Here is a 25,697-nt window from a genome sequence, read left to right as displayed (position 1 = left end):
TTAGATATGCTTCTGCATTTCTTTTAATTATTCAAAAATATATTGACATTATACCGCTTGTATCCTGTGCTTCCCCGCTATTGTCTCAAGTAGGGGCAATAAAAGTTGGCGATGGTTACTTCACCACTTCACTCACCAAAATGATGGGAGCGACATTGGTATAATTGGCAAAATCTGTCCGAATGGCGTCACGGTTTGGCGCAATGGCTGCTTGATAATCACTAAGGCTTTTGACGTAAAAAGAACCAATCGCCATGTAGGGCAGTGGTTGGTTTGGCAAGCCGCTCGCAAGCCCTTTTTCAATGGTATATTTTACCAAATTTGCCCCTAAGTACCCCGCTACCATTGGCATGTGTTTCGATTCATAGTATTCCATGTTAAAGGTTTTTCCTTCGGCGTAAGGGTACATCACCGAGATTTTAATTAAACCTTTTTCAGCAGCATCTTTGTTTTGCTTGTCTTGGCTAAACGCTGCAACCGAAGTGATTAAAAGAAAAAAGGACAGAAGTAGTTTAAGCTTCATGGCTAAGGGTGTTTTTTAAGTGTTAACTGATTGATTTAAAACAATTTCGCACAAATATCTAAAGAGGTTTTATATTTGCAAAACGCTATTTTTCGATAAAAACAATCGAAAAAACCGATTTAGAAACATGGAACTAAGACAACTCAAGTACTTTTTAAAAGCCAAAGAGCTCTTGAACTTTACAGAAGCAGCCAAAGCACTGAATATCAGCCAAAGCACTCTTTCACAGCAAATTAAACAATTGGAAGATGAATTAAACGTGCCTTTGTTCAACCGTATTGGCAAACGAATCACGCTTACCGAAGCGGGAAACCTGTTTGCAGAATATGCGTTACAGAGTATCAATCGAGCAAACGAGGGATTGTTACTCTTACAAGATTTGAAAAACCTGAACACGGGTAAAATCACCATCGGGGTGATTTATTCCATGCGGATTCTTTTTGCCAAAACCCTGATACAATTTGCCCAGCAGTACTCGAATATCAAAATCCAAGTGGTGTTCGGTACGACCAAGGACCTACTCGATAAGCTCAATTCGCACCAATTTGATTTTGTCTTGATATTTCACGAAAAGCCCAACGAGCCTCACCTCAAATACCAGCCTATTTTGACCTCTAATATGGTTTTGGTTACTGCTAAAAAATCACCGTTGGCCTCCAAAAAAACTATCCCGCTCAATGAAGTAGCTACACTCCCTTTGGCGCTCCCTTTCAGCGGCTATAGTACGATACAGTTTTTTGAAGAAGTGTTCAGTCAAAAAAATTTAGAACCCAACATCTGCATGGAAATCAACGACATACCTACGTTGTTTGAAATTATCAAAACGGGTTTTTGGCATACCATTCTGAGCGATACCAGCGTCAATGACCCCGAAGTAGTGGGCATTCCTATTGAAGGCGAAAATATGAGGCGAACGATTATGATTATTTCCCTCAAAGAAGCCTACGAAAAGCAGGCAGTAAAAAAGCTGTATGAGTTGCTGCGGGGGAGTTAAAGAATGTTTTCCTTTTACGTTATTTTCTTGTATTTTAGTAAAAAAATCAACCTTCATGGGCATGAATTCTTCCCTCTCAGCGCTTTTTCACGAGGCAGAGCAATTAGATAATCGGTCTTTAGATACTCTTATTGCCAATATAATTTCATTAAGAGTCCAACGCGAAACGCCTGATTATCAAAAAACAGAAGCTTTTTTATTGAAAAAAATAAATAAAAGTCTCTCCATTGACCAAATCGAACGCTTTAAGGTTCTCAATCAGAAGCGTTTAGATGAAACTATTTCTTCGGAAGAATATTCTGAACTTCTCGTTCTACTCGATAAAATTGAAAAACTGAACGTCAATCGCCTCAAACACTTAACCTCCCTTGCTCTACTGCGAAGAGTGACTGTCCGCGACTTAATGAAGCAATTGGGAATTTCGAACTCACTCAATGGCTAAGTCATATATTTCGTCGAGTACCAAACAAGCTATTTTTGCAAGAGCTCAGGGATATTGTGAGTATTGTAAAAGCCCTGCTGATTTTACCACGGAACCGTTTTCTATCGAGCATATCCAGCCACAATCTAAAAATGGCTCCAACGACTTTCTAAATTTAGCACTGGCCTGTCTCGGATGCAATATTTACAAGTCTGACAAAACTACTTTTATTGACCCTGTTTCGTTACAAATTTCCGACTTATTCAACCCACGTACAATGACTTGGGAAGAGCATTTTATCTGGGATGAAAGATTCACGTCTGTGGTTGGAAAAACGGCTATTGGGCGTGCTACAATCGAAGCCCTGCATTTGAATCGTCGCCCTTTAAAAAACCTTAGGCGCGCTCTAATTGCCATAGAAGAACACCCCCCTAAATAGGCTTCCCTTCACACATATTAGTCTTTATCCTCATAAGATACAAACTCATAAGTAGCGTTGCCAGCAGACACATTGAATCTCAAAAAGCCCCTTGAACCGTGTGTATTACCCCGCCATGATGGTCGGCCAGCGATGGAGCCACCAGTGATGTAGTGGGTTTTTCCCGCTATATTCAAGTCCTCAAACCAATGAATGTGTCCTTGAAGAACAAACTTGAGGTTATGATCTTTAAAAAGGGCTAAGACTTCGTTACGATTAGCAACTGGGGGCTGGGATAAATAGCCGTTTTGAGGAGGATACAGGTCATGGTAAGTTGTCACCAACGGAATATGAGCGACCACCACCACGGGTGTTTCGGGTTTTACCACACTGAGGTCACTTTTTATCCATTTCAACTGAGTTTCATCCACTCTACCTATGTACTTGTAATTATCTACATCCAACACGTTTAAGACGATAAAATGCCATCCTTTGTGGTCAAATGAATAGTATGGATTACCAAAATATCGCTTAAACATGCCCAGTTTATAGTCAGGATGTGAAGAATTTTCTGGGCTTTCCTCATATATTCCAAAGAGGTCGTGGTTGCCTACACAATTGTAAACTGGCACTTTAAATCTACGAGTCTGAGCAATGTAATAGGTAAAAAGTGAATCTCCCTTTGCACGATTCCCCCGCATGATGTCAAAAATCTGGTCTCCTCCTGAGAGTACAAAGTCAGGTTTTATTTGCTCTATTCGTTGTACTACTTTATTGAATGCTTTTTCTACGACGGCGTCAGGACGTAGGTGCATATCCGTCATAAAAACGAAGGAAAAGTTTTTGTTTTGAGCCGAAACTGTTTCTATACACAGGCTGAAAACCAAAACAAGTAGAAAGTGCTTTATCATGAAATGACGATTTTTAAAAGTATAACTGACAAAAGCACTGTTCGGGCTATGGTGTTAAGTAAAGTAATTGTAAAGGTACAACGCCCTTACAGAACCCGAGAAGGCCATTTTATATGAAAAACATCAACCTCCACAATTAAAACTGGCAAAACCACCAACTTAAGAACAAAAGTTTGAGACATGCTATTCATTGTCTCTAATATACACGACAAGCTCTTTAATACTTTTTTCAGACAAATATTTATTTCCATGTAATACAACTTTACCACTCATCTTGTAATGCGATAAATTATTGAAATTTTTATCCCATAAAAGTGCGAAAGGTGAATAGTAGCTATCTACTACTATTAAAAAGAGGTTCCCCTCTTCTAAGAAAAAAACATTTGCTAAATCATCTCTAGTATTTTTAAAATACACCTGACCCTCTATTTCCACTAATTGAGGTTTAACAACTAACTCTTCTGCACCTTTAGCGGAAAGGATCGTTTTGGTTATTCCTGGCAACAGATCAATAAACTCAACTTTTGGAAGAAGCTCTACTCTTTCTAATTTTGGCAACCTCCAAGCAACATATTTACCTTGACCCGCAATAGCAATAATATATTGATTATCAGGAGAAAATTTTATTTGTTTTATTGAAGTATTTCGCCAAGTATCTTTAAAAATTATTTCTTTATAACCCTTTATAAAAGTAGGATGAGCCCAAAGAGTAGTTTTTTTCCCGTCTATCAGGTTATACAATTTTGTTTTATTATTTATAGAGTCGATTGCGTATATAAAATCGTCGGAAAATAGCACATTATGACATTCATATCTTTGTATTAATTTACCATTGAAATCATATATAGAAGACTTCTCATCCTCTCCAATATGTGATACTACATATTGTTTTTCTATGACTATCTTACTACAATACTCTTCGTCAATATGAACATTTCTTTTCAAGTTCCCAACAATATCATAAAACAAAAGAACATTTCGATACAAGACTAAATATTCGTTAGTATCATTTGAGAATTTAAAATCTGTAATAAATGTAATTCTTCGACTTTTTTCATTCTTTTTTTCAACTTTCGGCAGATTTAATACTGTGATAGAATTATCTTTACGAACAATACAATTATTTACATAAAATTCATCTGTTTGTTCTACAATTCCTCCTAATACAGTATGAAAAGTAACAAACCCTTCAATATTTTCTACCTCTTTTTCGACAAGGACAGTGCCATTTTTTGCAAGTTTTATGATTTTTTGTTGATTTATAATCACTAAGATTTCGCCAATTGAGTTTATATAATACGAATTTATTTCAAATTGTGAAACATCTATCCTCAAAGACTCTTTGAAAATTGTTTTTTCAGAAAACTTAAATACTATATTTTGATTTGAAAGAATTTTGACAGTTTTTCCATAAGGGTTTGAATAACTGGTATTAATAACTTTTTGAGCAACTTCTATAAATTTCTCAAGATTTTTAATATTATCTCTAACAGAGCGAGGATTAGTTTTTAAATTATTCTCTATATAATTAAGGCGTTCCTGATAAGCTTTATCAAAGTGCTCTTTTGCTAAATCGGTGTAACCGCCAAAAACTAAAAGCAAAATATGGCTGAGTGATGTCGAATATTCTCTTGCTTCAAATAGTTTAATTAAATCAGACATTTCCTCCAGCTCTGTCAAAAACAATGGAATTTGTTTATTTAAGAGTTCACCCAAAGAAACTGTCTCATAGTTTTCACTATTACCAACATAATAGAGTGTTACCTTTCTTTTAAACTCTCTCGAAGGAGTTGGTGTATAGAAACTATCTTCACCTAAGCTATCATACAATTCATCAATTTCAAAATCAATTGTAGAAGCGATAGTTTGAGTATCATAGCAATACCATATTTGTTCATTGAACTTTTCAAAACACCATTTTTCAAAATCAGGTATCTTAATTGCTCCGCTAATCGTAAACTTTACAATTGTTAAGTCTCTTGACTCATCATAATCTAAAGCAGAAGTGGGGTGTGAAACATAGATAATATGCTGAAAAATACCATTTTGTTTAACAAAATAGCTTTTTGATTTAAGATATTTAAAACCCTGTGGTTTCAGTACAATATCAAGTTCGGGAACAGCATTCTCGTAAATCAACTTTTGAATAGATGTCTCTTTCAGCATTTTCTAAAAAAATTATTGCAGTAACTTTTTACGATTTTCGCTCTTAAATTACTAAATATTAGCATAGAAATTTAATTTTTCCCAAACTTCACTCCCTTCATCGCCTCTTCTTTCACAAAAGGCTGATTGTAAAGGCGTTTGCCTGTAGCTTTAAAGAAAGCATTGGCAAAAGCGGCGGCGGCGGGTGGCAGGGCGGGTTCACCTAAGCCCGTCGGGTTGATGGCACTATCGACAAAATGGACGTCCACATCGAAAATTTCGTTCATCCGTATCAGGCGGTACGTATCAAAGTTCTTTTGGTCGGGAACACCATTTTGCAGCGTTACCTCTCCGTACATGGCGTGACCAATACCGTCGAGGATTCCCCCTTTTACTTGCTGGTAAGCGCCGCTTAGGTTGACCACTACCCCACAATCAACGGCCGCGATAATTTTCTTTAATACTATTCGCCCTTTACTTTTCTCTATTTCAGCTACTTGGGCAATGTATGAACCGTGCGAAAAGTAGGCGCTAAAACCTTGAAATACCCCTTTCTTTTTGCCCCAATTTGATTTTTCTGCTACCAATTTTATCACCCCCTTCATCCGCTCGATGTCGTATTTCACGGCTCCAACGGGTGTTTTTTGGGCTTTGTCGAGGTACTCCAAACGGTATTCGATGGGGTCGCGTTTGGCAGCGGTGGCGATTTCATCAAAAAACGACTGCTCGGCAAACCCCAAAAAATTCTCAGAAGGCGCTCGCCACGGACTGACGGTTACGGGAGATTTGTGGTCAACGGAGTCCACCAGAAAATGGGGAACGGCCCCCGCTGGAAAGTGGTCGGGGCGTGTACTGTTGCCTGAATTAACACCCACTCCGCGCATTCGGTAGCCTATCCAATTACCCTTTTCATCCAATCCCGCCTCAAAACGATAGCGCATCGCAGGGCGGTACTGCCCACCTCGCATGTCGTCTTCGCGCGTCCACATCAGCTTGACGGGTGCTTTGACCAAACTCGACAATTCGGCTGCTTCCATCGAATAATCCGAACGTTGTCGGCGACCAAAACCGCCGCCCATACGCGTCATTTCCAAGGTAACCTTCTCAATATCAACGCCTAATAGCTTTGCTACATTTTTTCGGGTATCTTCGGGCAATTGGGCAGGGCCAACCAGCTCAACGCCATCTTGTTTTACGTGCGCAAAGAAATTCATAGGTTCCATGCAGGCGTGCGACAAAAAAGGTGCTTGGTATTCGCGGGCAATAATTTTTGGCGCTGTTTTCAAAACAGCTTCTATATCACCATCTTTGCGCGATGGTTTTACATCTGATTTTTCCAGCAATTGTTTCATAATGCGGTCGTGGTCGGTCGTGCTTTCCACCGCTTCGTCGGGCTCGTAGGTTACTTTGAGTGCCTTTCGGGCGTTCATTACCTGCCACGTGGACTTACCCAAGACCGCCACTTTATTTTTAAAAACAATCACCTCTACGATACCAGGCATGGCTTTCGCTTCGGCGATTTCAGCAGATTTTATTTTTGTTCCAAACGGCGGGCGTTCAATCATCGCCAACAGCATTCCTTCCCGATAAATATCCAAGCCATAGATCGGTTTTCCCGTAATAATGTCTGCGTTATCGACGTTGTGAATGGGTTTACCAACCAGTTTATAGTCTTTTTTCTCCTTAAACTTTACTTCTGTCGGTACGGGTAAGGCGGCGGCTTCGGTGGCCAATTCACCATAATTAAGTTTGCGGCCAGATTCTTTGTGCCACACCCAGCCATTGTCCGTCGTCACCGTATGGGGAGCTACGTTCCAACGTTTTGCAGCAGCTTCCATGAGCATTTGTCGAGCCGTAGCCCCTGCTTTGCGAAGTCGGTCCCACGAGTGTTGCATGGCTCCGCTCCCCGCCGTGGCTTGACGGTTGAATTTTTTGGTGTCCAAATGGGCTTGAACAATTTTTACGTTCTTCCAATCGGCGTCCAGTTCTTCGGCCACAATCATCGGAAACGCCGTTTTGATGTTTTGACCTACTTCTGGATTCGGGGCAAAAATGGTGATGATGTTATCGGGAGAAATGGAAAGGTAACTGTTGAAAGTAACCTCCGCAGGCAACGTAGCCGCCAACGAATCATTTGCCCGAAAACTCAATAAAATACCCCCTCCTATCATGGTGGAAGCCTTTATAAAACCCCTACGATTCAATTTGTTAGACATGGTGTGTTGTTTTTTAATTTTGACCAAAAACCTTCAGTTGTCGCATCGACCACGGAACCTCGTCGCTGTCTTGGGCCAAATCTTCGTTTAGTTTTAAGCGTAAAAATTTGGTTTTAACGTTCCCCAAAGAGACCACATTTTCCCCTTCTTTTCCCTTCAACTGTGCCAAGGACTCCTTCCAATTTGTCCCATCAGGCGACGTCTCAACGGTATAGGCCCTTGGGTAAGACTGCACCATCGGAGGTGGCGTTTGGGGAGCTTTGGGGTTGCGCTGCCAGCCTTTTTTGATACTGGCAGGTGCTACAAATTGCAGTTCGGTCAAGTTCATTTCCTTAGGAAACTCAATTTGGTACCACATTCCCTTGGACTGACGACCGCCCGTAGTCCAACCTTCGTAGGTAAAGGCACTTTGAGGAGAGACATTTCCCCCAATACGGGTCGAAGTGGTGTGGCTCGCCGTTATTTTCCAACTTTCTTGTGGCGGCAATTCGTGCGGCACTGTTTTTATCAATTTATCATACGGATACATCCCTTTTTGGTCGGCCGTTTTAGCCCGAATGCTCGCCACTTGCTGCGGCGTCACCATCGACGCGTCGTTAGACAACCCATTACGGATGTAAGAAATGACATCAGCCACCCATTCATCCGAATGTTCTTTCATCGAAGTCATCATTCCTCCTGCGTAGGTTTTTCCTTCAATCGCCCCTTCCATTCCGTGCAAAACTACCCGAACAGCGTACTCGGGATGCGACTGAATACGGGCCGAACCTGCCAACGCTGGAGCAATCAACTTACCACCTCCTGCGGGCGTTCCTTGTCCATTATTCCCGTGACACTGCGAACATAACTCATTGTAAATCATTGAACCTCTATCCAAAGATGCCTGTTGTTCTTTACCCAAAGTCGCTCCGCCAAACGGCCCCGTATTTCTGGATTTAGGAGGTTCAATAATTTGCGAACCTACCAGTTTTACGCCCGCTGCATTGTTCTTCTCCATGACGGCTTTGATACCGCTTTCCATGTTTGGCAACTTCAAAAATTTGGCCGTCATCATGGCTTGAATCACCACGTTGGCGTCGGGGTCATTGAGTAAATTGGCATACGTCGTTTCTAAACTTTTTTCGCCTGCTTTGTAAAGCGTTTCACTCGCACGAATGGCCTGAATACGGACACGCGGATTGAGGTCTTGCATTAACTTTTGCACAACACTTGTTTTCACCGCCCCCAATCCCTCCAACGACCACAACGCGTGAAAGCGCGCAACGACACTCTTGCTAGTCAACGCCATTGAAGTCAAGGCTGGAACCACCGAAAGGTCTTTTTTGAGTACGATTAACTGTTGAGCGGCATCACGACGCCAGCCGTTGGGGTGTTCAAGATGTTTGACCAAAGCCGCCGAATTTTCATTGAGCATTTTTGGCGATGCTTTGTCGCGTTCCTTTCCATCGTAGGTAATGCGCCAAATTCGACCCAGTCCTACCACTTTATCCAGTTGATATTGCTCAATTTTGGTACGGAGGTAAGTTCCTTTTTGCGTCCATTGTCCTTCCTGAATGATGCCGTGGTACATATCCACAATGTACATCGTTCCGTCGGGGGCAGTAGCCATGTCAACGGGGCGAAAAAGCGGGTCGGTAGAGCGTAAAAACTCCGATTTTTGGTCTTGAAATACGTTGTGAAGCGTGGTTAATCCTTCTGAAACAACAGGATTAATTTGGCGAACAATCCGCGCAACGGGCTCACCATAAAAGTATTGTCCTCTGAGGTTTTCGGGCAAACGGTCGCCGCGAAACACGTCATTTCCTGCCGCCCCTGTCACCCGATTTAGCGAACCGTCGGGCTGACGCACTTCGTCCATACCACCCTGCATATCAGCTAGTTTGACGGGCGCACCCCAAGGTACATCAAAGCCTTTGGCAAATTCGTTGGGAACGTCAAAATTCCCATAATGAATCGGAAACTGAAAATACGAAGGCAAGCCACTGGCCCCACCTTGAAACCACAACTTACCGTCGTCATCGTGAGTTACGCCCCATTGTGCGCGGTTAAAACCCGTTTTTTCCCGAATCACCCCGTTGGGCGTTTCCCGCACCCGAAAAGCATTGACAGTACTGTACAGCCAGTTGTCCATGCCATAATACATAAACGCCTGCTGGTGTTCGACGTTTCCAGAACGTCCGTATTTGGTGGTAAAAAGTTCTTTCTTGTCGGCCTTTCCATCGCCGTTGGTATCGGTATATTTATACACGTTATCGGCATCTGATTCCATGGTCAAAATGCAATCTTTACCGTAAGGCAACACGAAACGCGGGAAGATTAAATTATCCAAAAAAGTCGTTCCTGACTCATACACGCCGTCGTTGTTTTTGTCTTCCCAACGAGAGATGCGACTGGTAGGCTCCAGCTCATTTTTTGAATCAGCGTCCAACATATATGAGCGCAGTTCCAAGACGTACATACGTCCGTTTCCATCGAAAGCTATCGCTCCAGGTTGCTGAATGGCAGGTTCGGTCAACACAGGCTCAATTCGATACCCTGGCGGCAGCAAAAACCGACTTTGCTCCTCGGCCACTCCGAGCGGTCTAACGGGGGCTTTTGGCTCCAAATCAATCCCTTTCCAATCTTCACTTTCGGGATCTACCCCCGCAGGCAGCTTTACTTTGGTTAAGGTATCTGATTGATTTTTGTACACCTTTTTCAGCGATTCATTCGGGGGAGCAGTGACCATGAAAGAGCAAAAAGCAAGTGCCAAGGAGGCACTTATCAAGCCTAGTTTTAACGTAGAGGTTTGCATACAACTTTGGGTTTTTCAAGTTGTACGTATAAGCCTAAATTGGTCAAAATCTACTAATTAGGCGCCTACGAATGATATTTCTACGCAAACGCTCTGCCATCTACCGCCATGTGCAGTTGCACGGCCTATCCCCGAAGCAGCTCCCGTTACGATTGCTACTTTGTTTTCAAATCGTTTCATTTATTTTTGTAAAAATTTAAAGCTATGAATCAAATTACGAGCCTTTCCCAACTAGACCTATCCCACGAAAGTTATACGTACGCCGACTATCTTTCGTGGAAGTTTGAACAAGCCGTCGAACTTATCAAAGGAAAGATATTTCCGATGTCTGGCCCAAGTCGTAGGCATCAAAAAATATCTTGGACATTGACATTAGCCATTGGGAACACTTTCCGAAATCATCGCTGTGAAGCTTATGCCGCTCCTTTTGATGTTCGGCTATACGATAAACGCAAAGTAGCCAAAGGCGATAAAAACGTGTATAGCGTCGTTCAACCTGACATTTGCATTATTTGTGATTTAGATAAACTTGATGATAAAGGATGCGTAGGCGCTCCCGATTTGGTGATTGAGATTCTTTCTCCAGGCAATTCTTCCAAAGAAATGAAGCTCAAAAAAGAACTTTACGAGGAAAATGGCGTCAGAGAGTACCTGATTATTGACCCCGAACATGAAAATGCCTTTCAATTTCACCTTACCGAAGCAGAAATATATAGCCCAGCCACAATTTACGTGGACGATGAAGTATTGACAAGCGTCATTTTCCCCGATTTAAAGCTCGATTTAAAAGAAATCTTCAGCGCTTCTTAATGAATTTAATCATCCAGTACCGCTTTCTCAAAACGCCTATTACTCCACAAACTTACGCTGGCTCACAGCCGTTTCCGTGGGGAAATCGGTAGGAATGGGAATATCAACTTTGCCCGTAGCTGCCCATTGTGCACCGCGCTGAAGAGAAATAATAAAGCCCACGCACTCTACCGAATAGTCAACGTGGCCGAGCGGCGTATGAAAAATGCGACCTTTACCCTGTTTTATGGTCATCAACATCGGTTCGTGGCGGTCAGTACCACGGTTGTCTTTCGGAGAAAATGCCGTCGCTAATACCTCCATATTTTCGGCAGGCCCACGTAGGCGGTCGTACATTTCGTCCTTGGAGTGCATCCAATTCAGCGGCATTCCCTTCGTAATTGGGTGTTTCGAGTTGCGAACCGTAATCAAAAACTCCTTTTGCGCGCCGTGCGACCCCGCTCTACCTGGGCTAGTATCACGCACCAATTTGCCGTCTTTATCATAGTACACAAACGGACCATCTTTTTCGGTGCGGTCGCCCCAGCCACCCAAACCAATCATGCGGTTGTAGGCAGGCCACATTGGAAACGAATTATCAGCCGCATGGACAACTACCAAACCACCACCGTTGCTGATGTATTTTTCAAAATCGGCTTGCGTGCCGTCCGACCAAGGGGCAGCATTCCATCCAAAATTGCAGATAACGACATCGTACTTGAAAAAATCAGGATGATAAGCCGAGTCCATTCGTGGCTTGGGCAATGATTGCGTCGCAGGAATACCTTTAATTGGGTACTTTGCCTCCAAATCGCCCCCGTTCCAAGTATAGTAGGTACGCTGTACATCCACGGTAAATTTACCCGTTTCTTCCAAATAACGCTTCATCATGTACGTTATCTTAGGCCATTGTTCGTGGTTATTTTGACCATCAATAATCAGTGCCTTTAACACTTTTTTTGAGGGATTAGCAACCGAAACATGGCTAGCACAGATGCCTATCACTAGCACAAGAAGCAAAAAACTGAGTTTCTTCATTGGTTTTCCTTGGGTTTAAAGTACATTTTACCTTTAGGTATGTAAAGCAAAAAAGGTCTCCTTCCTATCTATTGTTTTGGGATTGATTTTTGAAAACCCTTTTAAAACGTCCCGAAAGTTCTGAAACTTTCGGGACGTTGATGTTATCTTTGAAAATTGAACCTCCATACTGTAAACCTGCTACCTATGAAGCCTTAGGCTAGAGCTACTTATTACTAGAATAGCGTAAGGGCTTTATTTTTTAGATAATCAACATGTATAAACAGAAACTCTCTATATCTATTAACTCTTCCTTTGACAGAACCAAACTTTGTGATGAGTTTGAAATATTGATGAGTAATCTTTGCAAGAGAGGACAAATAATTGGGCCTTACGAAACACCTTTCATTGCTGAGAATGCACTCATCGCTTATCAGACGACTTTAGAAGACACTTCTCTTTCTGAAAAATATTATGACGAATATACCGCCAAAAGGATTGGTGATATTGAGAATTGGTGTAATTCAACACTGAGAACCGAAGTTATTGGAAAAGCTATTTCAGACCACAGGGGCGCTTGCCAATGTAAAAAACCAGACTTTTATGTTCTTTTTACCCATGCTTTAAACGACACAGGCTTTTTGGAATGCGGTACTTGCAACCAAATCGTTCCATTGTATAAATTGGCACAACTCAATTACGATGACAGGCATGAAATGTTGAGTTGGGAAACTAATTATAAATCTTGCGATAATTTGCAATTGAACTGTACTGTTGGCGAAAAATGGGCAACAATGCAGATGAGTGACCCAAAGTCGTCACTCTCCAAACAAGGAACAGCCATTTGTCAAAGAATTTGGGAAGCAACAGAAATCCCAACGTATTATTACTTGCACAATTACCGCCGAATCTCGTTACAAAAAGACAAAGAAAGACTATGCCCATCCTGCCATGGGAACTGGCTTCTCAAAAAACCTCTTCTTGATTTTTATAACTTTAAGTGTGAAAAATGCAAATTACTATCCACTTTTTCACCTGTAGCATTTTGAAAGAAACTTTTGCGGTATGATTTCAAAACCTCCCGAAAGTTTTGAAACTTTCGGGAGGTTGGATTTTAGCTATTTGCTTTGATGATTTTTTCAAGTTCGGCGTAGTCCGCGTCGGTAGGCATTGATAAGGGCGGCCGTACATTACCTGCGCTTTTACCAATTATTTTTGCTCCAGCTTTGATTAAGCTCACCGCATAGCCATTTTTCTTACTGCGCAAACGCACCAACGGAATGTAGAAATTTTTGGTGATTTCGGCAACCGTTTCGGTATCACCCGCGCGGAGGCTATGGTAGAACTTATTAGCCAATTCAGGCACAAAATTGAACGCTGCCGACGAATACGTATTGACCCCAATTGACAAATAGGCTTCGGCAATGATTTCTGCCGTGGGCACTCCCCCGATGTACGACAAACGCTTTCCTACCGTTTTGATGGTGTCGTTCAGGTCTTGCATATTCCCCGTTCCGTCTTTCAAGCCAATGAAATTTGGGCAAGCATCCGCCAGTTTTTTTATGTAGTCGGCCGACAAAACCCCGTTACCACGATTGTAATAAATGACGGGCAAAGTCGTATTTTGAATAATAGCTTTGGCATACTCAAACACCCCATCTTGCGGGCATTCGGTCAGGTAGGGAGGGAAGAGCAACAGCGCATTGACACCCGCTTTTTCGGCCATTTTCGCAAAGGCAATGGCCTCAGGAATGCTTCGCCCCACGCTCGAAATGACGGGTACGCGTTCGGCTACGACCTTCGCCGAAAGGTTGACAATCTGCTCATATTCTGCTGCCGATAGCGAGAAAAACTCACCCGTTCCACCCGCTACAAAGACCGACGAGACCTCATGGCTTACAAACCATTCGAGACGGTCGGCGTAAGTTTCGGCGTTGAATTCTCCATTTTCGTCAAAATCGGTAATTGGAAAAGAAAGTAGCCCGTCTTCGAGCGATGATTTTATTTTTGAAAGTTCCATGTTTTTTTAGTGATGAGTGATTAGTTATAAGCGATGAGTTGTTCCTGAGTTTGATAGAGAATATACACTTATATCTCATAGCTCACAACTCATCTCTCTATTTACCAACGTGTTGCCATAAATTTCCAGCCTGGTACTACTTTTTGCATCTCGATTTCGTCGTCACGTTTGGTGAGGCCACATTTGAGGTAGTTTTCGTGCAATTTTGCCAAGGCCGCTTTGTCCAACTCTACGCCCAAGCCTGGGCCTTCGGGAACAGCGACGGAACCTTCTTCAAACTTCAAGCGGCCACCCACCACAATTTCATCCGATTGCCAAGGATAGTGGGTATCGAGGGCATAACGTAGGTTAGGTATAGCCGCCCCTAAATGCACCATCGCAGCCAACGAAATGCCTAAATGAGAGTTGGAGTGCATTGATAAATCGCGCCCAAAGGTTTCGCAAACGCTGGTGAGTTTCATAGATTCTTGCAAACCGCCCCAAAAATGGTGGTCACTCAGAATGATGTCTTCCGAACCTAACTCAATTGCTCTGGGAATGTCGCCAAAGGAAGTCGTACACATGTTGGTTGCCAGCGGTGTTTTGAGAGCTTTCCGAACCGTCGCCATGTTTTGCTGACCTCGGCATGGGTCTTCCAAATACTCCAATACGCCTTCCATTTCTTTGCCGTACTGAATGGAAGTTTCTACCGTCCAAAGGGCATTTGGATCTAAACGCAAAGGCACATCGGGGCCAAAAGCTTTGTGCAAAGCCAAAATAGCATCCACTTCTTGACGAGGCTCGAATACGCCCCCTTTGAGCTTAATTGATTTAAAACCAAACTCCTTACACATGGCATGTGCTTGGGCTACAATCTCTTCGGGGTTGAGCGCACTTGCCTGACGAGCCGCTGCCCAACCCGTGGCGTTGGGGTCGGTGCCAAACTCAAGTTCACCTCCTGCTCCTTCGTATTTATAAAATAAATAAGCAGAAAACGGCACTGCATCGCGCCGACGCCCGCCTAACAAATCGACGATGGGACGGTTGATGATTTTACCGATAATGTCCAAACACGCCACTTCAATGGAGCTAAAAACGTGAACGACCGTTCGCTGATCCCAAGGGGTAAAACCACGGTCGGCAGGTTTTTCTGTGCCAAATTCGGCTTGGAGAATGTCCTTGATTTTATTGAGTTGAAACGGGTCTTGGCCAATGATTAGGCGCTTGCTTCGCTCTAGTGCCTTGTCGATGTCGATATTGCCAGGGATTTCACTGATTCCTACGATGTTGTCGTCGGTGATAAGTTCCACCACCGTACGCAACGCATAAGGCGCGTGAAGCCCCGCCGCATTGAGCAAAGGCGGGTCCACCACCGCGATGGGTGTAATGTTAAATTCTTTAATTCTTGGTCCTTTGGTGGGCAAACTGATAGCCATAGGTAAGTTGAATAAATTGGTAAAAAATAAGATAGAGAAAGTTAATTACCTTTTAAAGAAGGTTGGGGGCTCAATCTTACGTTTTTGCCAAACTTTTTATGAATCTTTTTGGCGTCGGAGACGCTAAACCATTTTGCGCCCCGAATGGATTTCGGGGCGAGCGAGTGCTATTAAGCCGTTTCGCTGGCAACTACTTGCAACAAACCTTTGATGTAACCATAGCAAAACGCAAAAGCTTCTTGGGTGCTGTTGGCAGCGTGGTGGTGCGGTACGTGGTCGGGCATAACCATCCCCGAATAACCTACATCGCGTAACGCTCTAACGACCTTAACAAAATCCATGTCCCCGTTGTCGGGATAGACTTCTTGGAAATTATTGAAACTTCCTTTGATGTTTCTTAGGTGAACGTTAAAAATTTGATTGCGCTCTCCTACCCATTTGATGATGGGATAAATTTCGTTTTTAGGGTCTTTGAGTCCCTCTGCAATGGAGCCAATGCAAAAGTTAAAGCCGTGGTATTCGTTGTCATACAATTTAGCAAAACGCTGAATCCCTTTAAATACGTCTGGACTATTCCAACGCATCACGCCACGGTAAGCGGCAGGAACTGGCGGGTCGGCGATGTGGTTGGCGAGTTTTACTTTGTACTCTTTAGCAACGGGCAACAAACGGTCGAGTAAATACGTAATCCGCTCAAAAATTTGGTCGATTGATACATCACCTGCGATAGTTTTAGGATCATTTCTTTTCAATGCTTCTTCGTAGTTCCATACGCTATATTCGGCATTGCCGCGTTTTGGGTCGATGTATTTTCCCGTCCGCAACACGGGCAAAATCGTCGTATTGTAGTTCAATACTTTAATCCCTGATTTGCCCGCCACTTGAATCATTTGTTGTAAATACTCAATCTCACGGTCACGTTCAGGGCTTTTTCCCAACATAATATTGGGGTAAATCACGCGGTCTATTCCTGCCGAGCTCAAGGGATAATGGTACGCGTCCAAACTAATGCCGTACTTTTCGCAGGCTTCTTTTTTGGCCAACGAATCTTCCAAATCCCAACCTTTGCCAGGAATTACTTTCGGTGAACCACCATCAATGTTAAAGATACCATGACGGGCTTTGAACTCAAGGTTTTCAACACTCGTCCCGCCCGATTGGCAGCCTGCTTTCATCAATACTTTTTTGGGAGGCGTAACCAGCGACGCCGCATGGGCCTTTTCGGCACCTGTTACCGAAGCACTTACCGAACCGACGGCAACTGCTTTGAGAAAATTACTACGTTTCATCTTATTTTAAACGGTTATTTTTTATACCAATGGAAACAAAGCCGCTCCAATCATAATGACAATCAACCCCGTCAACCCCATCACTACTAGCAACGGCGAAATGGTTTTGAGGGCTTCTTTTTCTGTAAGGTTGCTCAATTTACAGATAATCCAAAAACCAGCATCATTCATCCAAGGCACTAATTTTGAGCCACATCCAATCGCTAACCCTAGATAAACAGGGTGAAACGACAGGTTGGCGTTGCTGGCCATTCCTGACAAAATACCCGAAGCCGTAATCAACGCCACCGTAGCCGACCCTTGGGCGGTACGTACCACTGCCGCAATAAAAAATGCCATCGGAATAAGCGCCATTTGGTATTCTTTGGTCAGGTCAGCAATGCGGCTACTGATGCCCGTTTGCTGCAACATTCCCCCAAACGCACCACCCGCCGCCGTAATCAAAATAATACCTCCGCCACTCATCAAAGCCGATTGCACAAAAGGCGTTAATCCGTCTTTTTTAGCCTCTTTTTTCTGACTTGCCAACACCCACAACGCAATGAATCCTCCCGTGAGAATGGCGATGTTTTTATCACCAAAAAATTTCACAATTGCCACCAAGAAGGGCGAGACTTCGCTTGCTTTAAAAAACGCGCTAAAAGCTGTATCGAGGCAAATAAAAAATAAAGGCACAGCCACGGGCATCAACGAAATCCCCAACGAAGGGAGTTGTTTGGTTTCTTTGGCCGCAATCGACTTCATGTCTTCGAGTTTTGCATCCAATGAGTCACGGAGTTCAATTGGCCATTTTTTGTTGGCCCAAAGGGCAAAAAAGTAGCCCGAGGTAATCGTAAAAAGCCCCACGATGACGCCTGTCACCATCATCAAACCCATCGGAATGTGCATTTCGCCAATCAGAAACAACGGGCCAGGCGCAGGCGGCACCAGCGAATTGGCCATTGCCGCACCCGCCATGATGCACAACACCAACAACAGGTAATTTTTACCAATGCGGAGGGTCATGGCTTTGGCGAGGGGCACCATTAGAAACAAAACGGTGTCAAAAAAGACGGGAATGCCGAGAAAAAAGCTACTTAACAGGAAAGCAATGGGTGCTTTTTCGATGCCCGTTAGGCGGAGAATCGAGCGAATGATGCGCTCGGCGGCGCCGCTTTCTAGCATACATTTTCCGATAATGGCCGCCATCGCTATCAGAATGCCAATTTTGGCGCAGGTATTTCCAAACTCGGTAGCAATGCGCTCGCCTACACTCTTTTTCGACAAGGCCAATGCCGCAGCGGGAGCAGTGCCTTTGGACAAAGCGTATTGCTCAATGACTTCGGGTGGTGTCAACATCGCAACGGCCAAGGCACCTAACAACAGTGCTAAAAACGGATGTAGCTTGACGCCAATGATTCCGCCCACCACAATCAACACGCCCACCGACAAGATAAATAAGGGGTCAGACATTCAGGGTTTTAGGTTTAGGTTTATACTTTTTTCTAGACTTGGCAAGTCTGGTTATCTTAATTTCTAAACTTGCCAAGTCTTTTTTCTACTTTTATCAGACTTGGCAAGTCTGGCTATCTTAGTTTCAAGACTTGCCAAGTCTTTTCTCTACTTTCATTAGACTTGGCAAGTCTATTATTTTTTGTCCCACCAGATGCGGGTATCTAACAAGTTAGGGCCTTGGCGGTCGATGGCCTTTTGGACGTTGACTTTATTGACGTTCAACTCCGCATCGGTATAGGTCAAACGGCGAATAAATGGCTCAGTTTTGAGGTCTTTCCCTGGGTATGTATTAGGCGACAACACGGGGTAATCGCTGCGACGGAAGTTCGCCCATGATTCAGGCCCATTGAGAAACGTTGCCACCCAATACTGGGTATTGATTTGTTCCAACTCTTTTCCAACCGCTAACGGATTCGCTTTCACGTATGTATCTATCGCCGCGTCGGCAATGGCCGAACTTGTACCGTAGCCCGCATACTGTTGCATATTCGCTTTTATTCCATTAGCATACAGTGTAGCGGCATCGCCCGTTGTCCATTTCCGATACACTGCCTCTGCCAACAACAATTGGGTTTGGGCATAAGTCACCAAAAAACTAGGAGCCGTTAATCCACCCATACGCGTACGATCCAATTGACTATAATCCCACAAACTTGCCAGTTTTTTTGCAGCCACGGCGGTGCTTATTGTCGTGTTGTCGTAACCTTGAGGAGCCCCAATCTGAACCGCAGACGTACGATTAGCCCGCGACTCCACCTGCTGGGCACCACTCGTTGCACCCACGTAGCGAACCGCAATCGAGGCCAAACGAGGGTCATTGTTTTTATTCAAATACTCCACAAAATCTTCGGAAAGGTAAAAGAACGCCGATTGACCACCGTTGAGTTGCGAACCGATAGGGTTGGTAAAACTCGCATTGTGACGAATTATCGCATTATCAGCGTTGGATTGCATCACCCCGCCTGTCACTGCCTTGGCCACGTATTCTGCCGCTTTTGCGGGGTTTACTTTTGATAAACGCATGGCCGCTCTCAACAAAAGTGAGTAGCCCAGCCGCTTCCACTTGGTCACATCACCATCGTATAGCAAATCGGTAGCCGCTTTGGCTTTGGAAGCATCCAAGGCCGCCGAAGCGCCGTCTAATTCGCTCAAAATCGCCATATACACCGACTCTTGGGTGTCGTATATAGGCGTTGAAATTCCGTCCAAATAGTTCCGTCCTGCTTGGGTATAAGGAATATCCCCGTAGGTATCGGTCAAAATCATGAACGAATAGGCCTGCCAAATCCGAATCATGTTGTAGAGGTTTGCCCGCGCGGGAATATCTTTGGTTTTGGCAAGGGCGTCTGTCAGTTCTTTGATGTTGGTTTGGTAATACGTATTCCAATTGCCCGACGCAACTCCACGGTTGTCTTGGTTAAAATTCGCCGCCGACCCTTGCCCGCTAAAGGGCGTAATCATCTGCTTGACGATGGTCGTTTCGTAACTCAAGTTCCCGTAGGCAGGAGCGGTATTGACAATGGCGGTATTAAGTTGATAGCCAGGGTCAACAGCCGTAAGGGCAATCGGGTTTACGTTCATTTCATCAAACCCTTTATCGCAGCCAACCAAGCCCCCCACTCCAACAACGATTGTCGTCCAAAAAGGGAGCGAACCAGCTATTTTTTTGAATATATTCTTCATTGTTTGTTTCTTTTTAAGGTGTTTTCGAAAACGTTCTATTCGTTCCTTCGGGAGTCAAAAGGATTAAAACTTCACGTTTAAATTAAAACCAATGTTTCGGGTAATGGGAAGCCCCGTAGCTTCGAGGCCGACGAGGTTATCGGACGAAAATCCAAACTGCTCTGGGTGGATGTTTGGCACCCATTTTTTGATAACTGCTACGTTATTAGCAACGGCATTGAGGCGGATTCCTTTGATAAATCGACGGTTGGCAGGCAATAATTTACTCAAATCATACCCCAACGAAATCTGGCGTAGCTGCCAAAGACCTGCGTTATAAACAAACTCTTCAGCAATGTTTTGCGAGCGTACCGTTTCGTAATAAGCCTGAACAACCGACTTGGTTTTGTTTACTTCCCCATTCGGATTTACGCCGTCTCCAATCACAAAATTCTCCGCCCGACCTACCAACGTGGCCTTGTGCAAACCATGTCGCCAAGCGTTGTGGTTGGTGCCCGAAATCATCTTATGACCCAATTTAAAGTCAATCAAAAACGATAACTCTACCCCTTTGAAGTTAAAGCTATTGGTGATTCCACCCACCCAAAGTGGCAAGGCACTTCCAAACGGAATTTGGGTAGCTGTACGAAGTGGGCGGCCATTTCCTGCGTCAAATACTTGGCGGCCTTGCGCGTCGCGGAGGTAACCAAATCCGAACAATTGCCCCATCGGTTGCCCTACCACTTGGCGCAACTCTCCCGTAAATTCTCCCGTACCGACGGTAATCATGTTATCGCTCACGCCGCTTCCCAAATCCAACACCTTGGTTTTGTTGTACGCCGCGTTCAGAATAAGGCTCCAGGTGAGGTCTTCGCGCCGAATGGGGTTGAGAGTCACCAACATTTCGACACCTCGGTTTTGGCTCTGGCCTACATTGATAAGTTGCGTTAAGTACCCGCCTGCATTGGAGGTCTGCGCCCGCAAAATTTGGTCTGAAGACAGTTTATCGTAATACGTAAAATCAAGTCCTAGGAAATTATTGAACAACTTCAACTCCAACCCAAATTCCTTCTCTGAGACACGCATGGGGCGTAAGTTAGGATTCGGTACGGTACTGCCACTGATTGTCCCCAAAGGCTGGGCCACCCCCGTTGGAGAGGGAAACTGCTGCGCATTGATGCTGTAAAATAGGTTATTAGCATAAGGTGACACGTCGGTATCGCTACCCACTTCGGCGTAAGCAGCCCTGATTTTCCCGAAATTAATCCAAGTGGGCAGCTTCGTCGCAAAGGCTTGTGAAAATACAAAGCTTGCCGTGACCGATGGGTACAAAATGCTTCTATTGGCTGGCGACAACGTTGAGAACCAATCGTTGCGTACGGTTCCGTTCAAAAACAAATAGTCTTTATACGACACCTCTGCCGACGCATAAAGGGAGTTCACTTGGCGCTCAGAAAAATCGTAGGTGGCATCACGCAAACGACCATTTCCAACGGTATATAGGTTTCTGGTATAAAAATCTTGCACAAACACATTGTGGCGGCTGATTCGGCGGTACATTTGATTGCCCCCCACGTTCACGTTCATCCCAATGACCCCAAACGTACGATTAGCCCCCAACAAGAAATCGGCGTTGAGTTCGCGTACACTACGCGCATCTTGTACAAATTGCCCATTCACAAAACCTGCGGGGGCTGCTGGTTGCCGCTGCGTACCTGTGGGCAGGTTGTAATCTTGTTCTCTCGAATAGTAATCTTGCCCTACCCGACCTTGTAAAAACAACCAATCTGTAAAGTTATAGCGAGCCGTCAGGTTACCGAAAATACGGTCATTTTGAATATTATCGAAGCGTTTGAGGGCGAAATAAGGATTGGTACGGTTGGTAAAGCGCGACCAAACTACTTCGTTTCCGTTGGCATCTTCAGCATATTTTTCCAACAAATCCAACGGCATCGAATTTGCCATGTTGAAGATAATCACGGGACTATAATCTTGTTCGGCAATGTTTGGCGGGTTTTTGCGGTATTCGTTTGAATAGTTTACGTTTCCCGAAACCGTTAACTTCTTGGCAAACGTTTGGGTAAAACCAAGGTTGATTGTCCGACGGTGATAACCCGAATTTCGGAGAATGGTACGGTTGTCTAAGTTAGATACCGAAAGGCTAAATCCCCCATTTTCACCTCCCGAAGATAGCGTCATGGTATTGGTCCAAGTATATCCTTTTTGGTAAAACTGGGAAAGTTGATTACGCTGTGGCTCATACGGAGCCGTGATATTATCAAACAAAACTTGCGTCATTCCAGGCTGAAATTTTTCTCCAAAACTCCATTGCCCCGACGTAGGAAAAGCAGCCGTTGGACGCAGGCCGTTTTCGCCCTGACCGTATTCGTACTGATAATCGGTATAATCCAAGGGCGTTTCGGACGTAAAATTGGAATTATATGTCAAAGAAACGCCCGAGCCCGAACCACGATTTTTGGTCGTAATCATAATGACGCCGTCTTTGGCGCGAGAACCGTACAAGGCCGAAGCCGCCGCACCCTTTAAGACCGTCATCGACTCAATGTCGTCGGGGTTGATACTACTCAAACCATCACCACCATCGGAGGTACGGTTGCTTCCTTTTTCGGAAACATCACCGCGCGCGCCGTTGTTGGTATTGTCGATGGGCACGCCATTGACCACAATCAAAGGCGAATTATTTCCCCCAAACGACGATTGGCCGCGAATACGAATTTTGCTCGTACCAGCGGGACCAGACCCCAACGATGTGATATTTACCCCCGCCATTTTACCCTGCAACGCATTCATAAAATTGGCAGTACGGTTGACTGTCATTTCGTCTGTGCCTACCGTTGCGGTCGCATAACCCACGCTTTTAGCTTGTTTTTTTATCCCCAAGGCCGTCACAACCACCTCACCCAACGACTTACTTTCGGGTGCTAGCGAAATGTTGATTGCCGTTTGAGTACCTACGATAACCTCCTTGCTTTCGTATCCGACGTAGCTAAAGACCAGCACCGCCGCGTTGTTGGGCACCTCCAATTGATATGCTCCATCAACGTTGGTGGTAGTACCGCGTTGTGTTCCTTTAATGAGGACACTCACGCCTGGCAGACCTACGCCCTTTTCGTCGGACACTTTCCCTTTGATGAGTTCGGCCAATATTTCCATTTTTTCTACGGCTCTCACCACTGAAACCTCCGTCATCAAGGGTTTTTCGGTGAGCTGAGGGGCAATAATGCTCTCTTGAAATCGGGCGTCAGCTTCCGCCGTTTTTTTGGATTTTTTAGAATCTAAAATCACGTACGCCCCCTCTTTTACCTTCTTGTAGTTCAGTCCCGAAACTTTCAAAACTTTCTCTAAATTCGACTCTAACGAGGCTTTGTAATCAACAAGGTCGGTAGGCACTACAAAGCCATCTACAAGCCCACCTTCAAAAAGAATATCAACGCGATAATAGCTTTTAAGTTGGCTCAAAACTCCTTTTAATTTTTGAGTTTCAGGCGCCGTTTTTTGTTCGGGTCTTGGCGCAAGTTTATACGCTTTGGCATACACCTGCTGCGACCAACTTGGCCGCCCAAAGAGCAATAAGGCAAGTAGTAAACTACCTACCCAACTTGATTTTTGTAGGTTTGTCTTCATTATAACACAGGTTTGGGTCTATTATTTATCAGTAAGAAGTACAGTATCACCCACTTTGGTGATTTGGAGGTTAAATATTTCGGAAACGATTTCAAGCAATTCGTCGGCGTTATTGGCCCGAAACGACCCCACAAGCGTCCGTTGGGCCAAAGAATCATCGGCGATAATTACTTTTAAACCGTAATTATCCGCCATAATTCGGACAAATTCTTCCAAGGTTGTATCGTCAAACACAAAGCGGTGTTCTTTCCATGCCGTATGTTTTTCAGGTTGATCCGTGATTTCTTTTTTGAGGTGATTACTTTGGTCAAACGTCACCAATTCTCCAGGCTTCATCATCAGCTCTTTTTGCGTTTTCCCTTCTTGGTAGCGCAACTGAACTTTGCCTTTGTTCAGCACCACTTTGGCTTCTTTGTGACGGGTATAAACCGAAAATTCTGTCCCTAAGACAACTATTTCCACCCCTTTTTCAGTTTTCACCACAAATCGTTGGTTATCAATGGTATGCGTAACCGTAAAATTAGCTTCTCCCGTCAATCTAACTTGGCGCGTTTTTTTACCAAAGCCAAATCGAGGAACTTCCAACGATGAATTGGCATTGAGTGTTACTTGGGTGCCGTCGCTAAGGGTAATTGTTTGGGTTTCACCAAATTCAGTACGATGAATTTTATACAAAAACGCATCTTGATATACCCATCCACTTACTAAAACACTGATTATTGAAGCTGCAATAGCCCACCATTTCCATGAAAAACGGCTCATTTCTTTCGCTTCTGATTCGGCTAAAATCGACCAATCTGGATTTTCATCAACTTGATTAGCCAATTGATTAAAACGGTCTAAACCAGCAGCTATATCGGTACTGTACTGCGGATTTTGGCACTCATATTCGACCAGCCATTTGTAAAACAGCTCTTCGTTTTCAGGTTTTTTAACCCAATCATCTATCATTCGTTTTTGTAAGGCCGACGCGCGTCCTGACAAATAGTTAAATATAATTTCTTTTGTAACTTCTATGTTCATTGATGTAAGTAGTAAAAACCTCACAAACGTGATCGTTTTGGTTAAAAAATGAGACTTAATACGACTAAAACTTCAGAAAGTAACCACTTTTCTTTAAGTAGTGCTCGAATGTACTGATTAGCCCGATGAAGTTGTACATCCACTGTTTTCACGGAAAGATTCAGCTCATCCGCAATTTCTTGGTACTTTTTTCCTTCAAATTTTCGCATCAAATAAATCTTTCGCCGCTCAATGGGAAGTTTATTAACAGCCTCTTCGACATCGTGGTAAAGCTCTTCAAATTGGCTGATGTGATCGGGTTGGTATTCGTCAAGCGTAGGTTTTTGGGCAGCTTCAAGCAGGTCTGCTTTACGGCTCAAATCCCAACGGAGGTAGTTATACGCTTTATTGCGAACGGCTCGAAATAGGTAAAACCGATAAGAGGAAGTAATGTCGCAAAACGTTTTGTTGGCATACAGCTGAAAAAAGATTTCGGAGACAAGGTCTTCGGCCGTTTCTCGCGAACCAACGTACTTCACCGCGTGGGTACAGAGGGGTTGATAATAGCGTTTGTAGAGCAAGGCTATTCCTTCCCGTGCATTGGTTTCAAATGTTTTTCGGATAAACAATTCATCATCAAACTCCACAACTTTTTTATCGTCGGAAGGAGATAATGGTGTGGTGATAGGAGTATCCTTAGTTTCAATACAATCGGGTCTAGCTTGCTTCATTGTCCTTTGGTATCCTTTCTCTAAAGACAAGTTCGCACGAATACTTCCTTACACGAATTGAAAAATATTTTTATTTTTTTGAATTTTATTTAGAACAAGAGGATTGCTCTCGCTAGAGACGAGGTTTTGAGAAACCTCAAGCGTTGGATATGAGTATCCAACGGCACGGCATCAAGTGCTTTCAGATTCTCAAATCTGAAAGTTAAGGTTT

At 43.9% G+C, this 25,697-nt stretch carries 20 protein-coding genes; 5 read left to right on the top strand and 15 right to left on the bottom strand.

Annotated elements, in window-relative coordinates:
• Positions 1–115 precede the first annotated feature (115 nt).
• A complete protein-coding gene (locus K339_RS0128175) occupies positions 116–523 on the bottom strand; it encodes an EthD family reductase (protein ID WP_028526592.1) in 408 nt (135 codons plus the stop codon).
• A gap of 127 nt (positions 524–650) precedes the next feature.
• Here K339_RS0128175 and K339_RS0128170 point away from each other — a divergent pair, with 127 nt between their 5' ends.
• The 3 genes from K339_RS0128170 (at position 651) to K339_RS0128160 (ending at position 2,377) form a co-directional block, all read left to right on the top strand.
• Positions 651–1,517, top strand: coding sequence for a LysR family transcriptional regulator (locus K339_RS0128170; protein WP_028526591.1), 867 nt, complete (start codon positions 651–653; stop codon positions 1,515–1,517).
• 61 nt (positions 1,518–1,578) lie between these two features.
• Positions 1,579–1,959 carry a hypothetical protein gene (locus K339_RS35090; RefSeq protein ID WP_037302145.1) on the top strand — a complete coding sequence of 127 codons (381 nt, stop codon included), beginning with the start codon at positions 1,579–1,581 and terminating at the stop codon, positions 1,957–1,959.
• Positions 1,952–2,377: an HNH endonuclease gene (locus tag K339_RS0128160; protein ID WP_028526590.1), complete on the top strand. Its 426-nt coding sequence runs from the start codon at positions 1,952–1,954 to the stop codon at positions 2,375–2,377. The genes K339_RS35090 and K339_RS0128160 overlap by 8 nt, the downstream gene beginning before the upstream one ends.
• Before the next feature lie 17 nt (positions 2,378–2,394).
• Here K339_RS0128160 and K339_RS0128155 read toward each other — a convergent pair whose 3' ends face one another.
• From K339_RS0128155 to K339_RS38060, 5 genes are all read right to left on the bottom strand, one after another.
• Positions 2,395–3,267, bottom strand: a complete 873-nt coding sequence (locus K339_RS0128155; protein ID WP_028526589.1) for a metallophosphoesterase family protein — start codon at positions 3,265–3,267, stop codon at positions 2,395–2,397.
• A gap of 183 nt (positions 3,268–3,450) precedes the next feature.
• Positions 3,451–5,433: a hypothetical protein gene (locus K339_RS0128150; protein WP_028526588.1), complete on the bottom strand. Its 1,983-nt coding sequence runs from the start codon at positions 5,431–5,433 to the stop codon at positions 3,451–3,453.
• Positions 5,434–5,504: 71 nt separating this feature from the next.
• On the bottom strand, positions 5,505–7,628 hold the full coding sequence (locus K339_RS0128145; protein WP_028526587.1) for a xanthine dehydrogenase family protein molybdopterin-binding subunit: 2,124 nt from the start codon (positions 7,626–7,628) through the stop codon (positions 5,505–5,507).
• A 13-nt stretch (positions 7,629–7,641) separates the two neighbouring features.
• The gene (locus K339_RS0128140) at positions 7,642–10,422 is read right to left on the bottom strand and encodes a DUF7133 domain-containing protein (RefSeq protein WP_028526586.1); all 2,781 of its coding nucleotides are present in this window, start codon (positions 10,420–10,422) and stop codon (positions 7,642–7,644) included.
• Positions 10,423–10,479: 57 nt separating this feature from the next.
• Entirely contained in the window at positions 10,480–10,602 is a 123-nt protein-coding gene (locus tag K339_RS38060) for a hypothetical protein (RefSeq protein WP_262506083.1), read from the bottom strand.
• A 24-nt stretch (positions 10,603–10,626) separates the two neighbouring features.
• Between K339_RS38060 and K339_RS0128135 the strand changes: the two genes are divergently transcribed.
• Positions 10,627–11,232: a Uma2 family endonuclease gene (locus tag K339_RS0128135; RefSeq protein ID WP_028526585.1), complete on the top strand. Its 606-nt coding sequence runs from the start codon at positions 10,627–10,629 to the stop codon at positions 11,230–11,232.
• 39 nt (positions 11,233–11,271) lie between these two features.
• Here the strand turns inward: K339_RS0128135 and K339_RS0128130 are convergent, their stop codons facing one another.
• The gene (locus tag K339_RS0128130; RefSeq protein WP_028526584.1) at positions 11,272–12,249 is read right to left on the bottom strand and encodes a ThuA domain-containing protein; all 978 of its coding nucleotides are present in this window, start codon (positions 12,247–12,249) and stop codon (positions 11,272–11,274) included.
• A gap of 254 nt (positions 12,250–12,503) precedes the next feature.
• Between K339_RS0128130 and K339_RS0128125 the strand changes: the two genes are divergently transcribed.
• On the top strand, positions 12,504–13,277 hold the full coding sequence (locus K339_RS0128125; RefSeq protein ID WP_028526583.1) for a DUF2310 family Zn-ribbon-containing protein: 774 nt from the start codon (positions 12,504–12,506) through the stop codon (positions 13,275–13,277).
• A 65-nt stretch (positions 13,278–13,342) separates the two neighbouring features.
• Here K339_RS0128125 and kdgD read toward each other — a convergent pair whose 3' ends face one another.
• The 8 genes from kdgD to K339_RS0128085 all read right to left on the bottom strand — a co-directional run bounded on the left by kdgD (position 13,343) and on the right by K339_RS0128085 (position 25,486).
• On the bottom strand, positions 13,343–14,248 hold the full coding sequence (gene kdgD, locus K339_RS0128120; protein WP_028526582.1) for a 5-dehydro-4-deoxyglucarate dehydratase: 906 nt from the start codon (positions 14,246–14,248) through the stop codon (positions 13,343–13,345).
• A gap of 101 nt (positions 14,249–14,349) precedes the next feature.
• Complete coding sequence (locus tag K339_RS0128115) at positions 14,350–15,663, bottom strand: enolase C-terminal domain-like protein (RefSeq protein ID WP_037302088.1); 1,314 nt, start codon at positions 15,661–15,663, stop codon at positions 14,350–14,352.
• A 170-nt stretch (positions 15,664–15,833) separates the two neighbouring features.
• Complete coding sequence (locus tag K339_RS0128110; RefSeq protein ID WP_028526580.1) at positions 15,834–16,952, bottom strand: mannonate dehydratase; 1,119 nt, start codon at positions 16,950–16,952, stop codon at positions 15,834–15,836.
• Positions 16,953–16,973: 21 nt separating this feature from the next.
• On the bottom strand, positions 16,974–18,404 hold the full coding sequence (locus tag K339_RS0128105; protein ID WP_028526579.1) for a GntP family permease: 1,431 nt from the start codon (positions 18,402–18,404) through the stop codon (positions 16,974–16,976).
• Positions 18,405–18,578: 174 nt separating this feature from the next.
• On the bottom strand, positions 18,579–20,129 hold the full coding sequence (locus K339_RS0128100) for a SusD/RagB family nutrient-binding outer membrane lipoprotein (RefSeq protein ID WP_084332340.1): 1,551 nt from the start codon (positions 20,127–20,129) through the stop codon (positions 18,579–18,581).
• 63 nt (positions 20,130–20,192) lie between these two features.
• A complete protein-coding gene (locus tag K339_RS0128095; RefSeq protein WP_028526577.1) occupies positions 20,193–23,318 on the bottom strand; it encodes a SusC/RagA family TonB-linked outer membrane protein in 3,126 nt (1,041 codons plus the stop codon).
• A 456-nt stretch (positions 23,319–23,774) separates the two neighbouring features.
• Positions 23,775–24,776 carry a FecR family protein gene (locus tag K339_RS0128090; RefSeq protein ID WP_028526576.1) on the bottom strand — a complete coding sequence of 334 codons (1,002 nt, stop codon included), beginning with the start codon at positions 24,774–24,776 and terminating at the stop codon, positions 23,775–23,777.
• A gap of 41 nt (positions 24,777–24,817) precedes the next feature.
• On the bottom strand, positions 24,818–25,486 hold the full coding sequence (locus tag K339_RS0128085) for an RNA polymerase sigma-70 factor (protein WP_051398306.1): 669 nt from the start codon (positions 25,484–25,486) through the stop codon (positions 24,818–24,820).
• Positions 25,487–25,697 lie beyond the last annotated feature (211 nt).

Origin of the sequence: Runella limosa DSM 17973, from assembly GCF_000482465.1 — a bacterium.
In the GTDB taxonomy this organism is placed as follows: domain Bacteria; phylum Bacteroidota; class Bacteroidia; order Cytophagales; family Spirosomataceae; genus Runella; species Runella limosa.
This window is presented reverse-complemented; position numbering and strand designations above follow the sequence as displayed.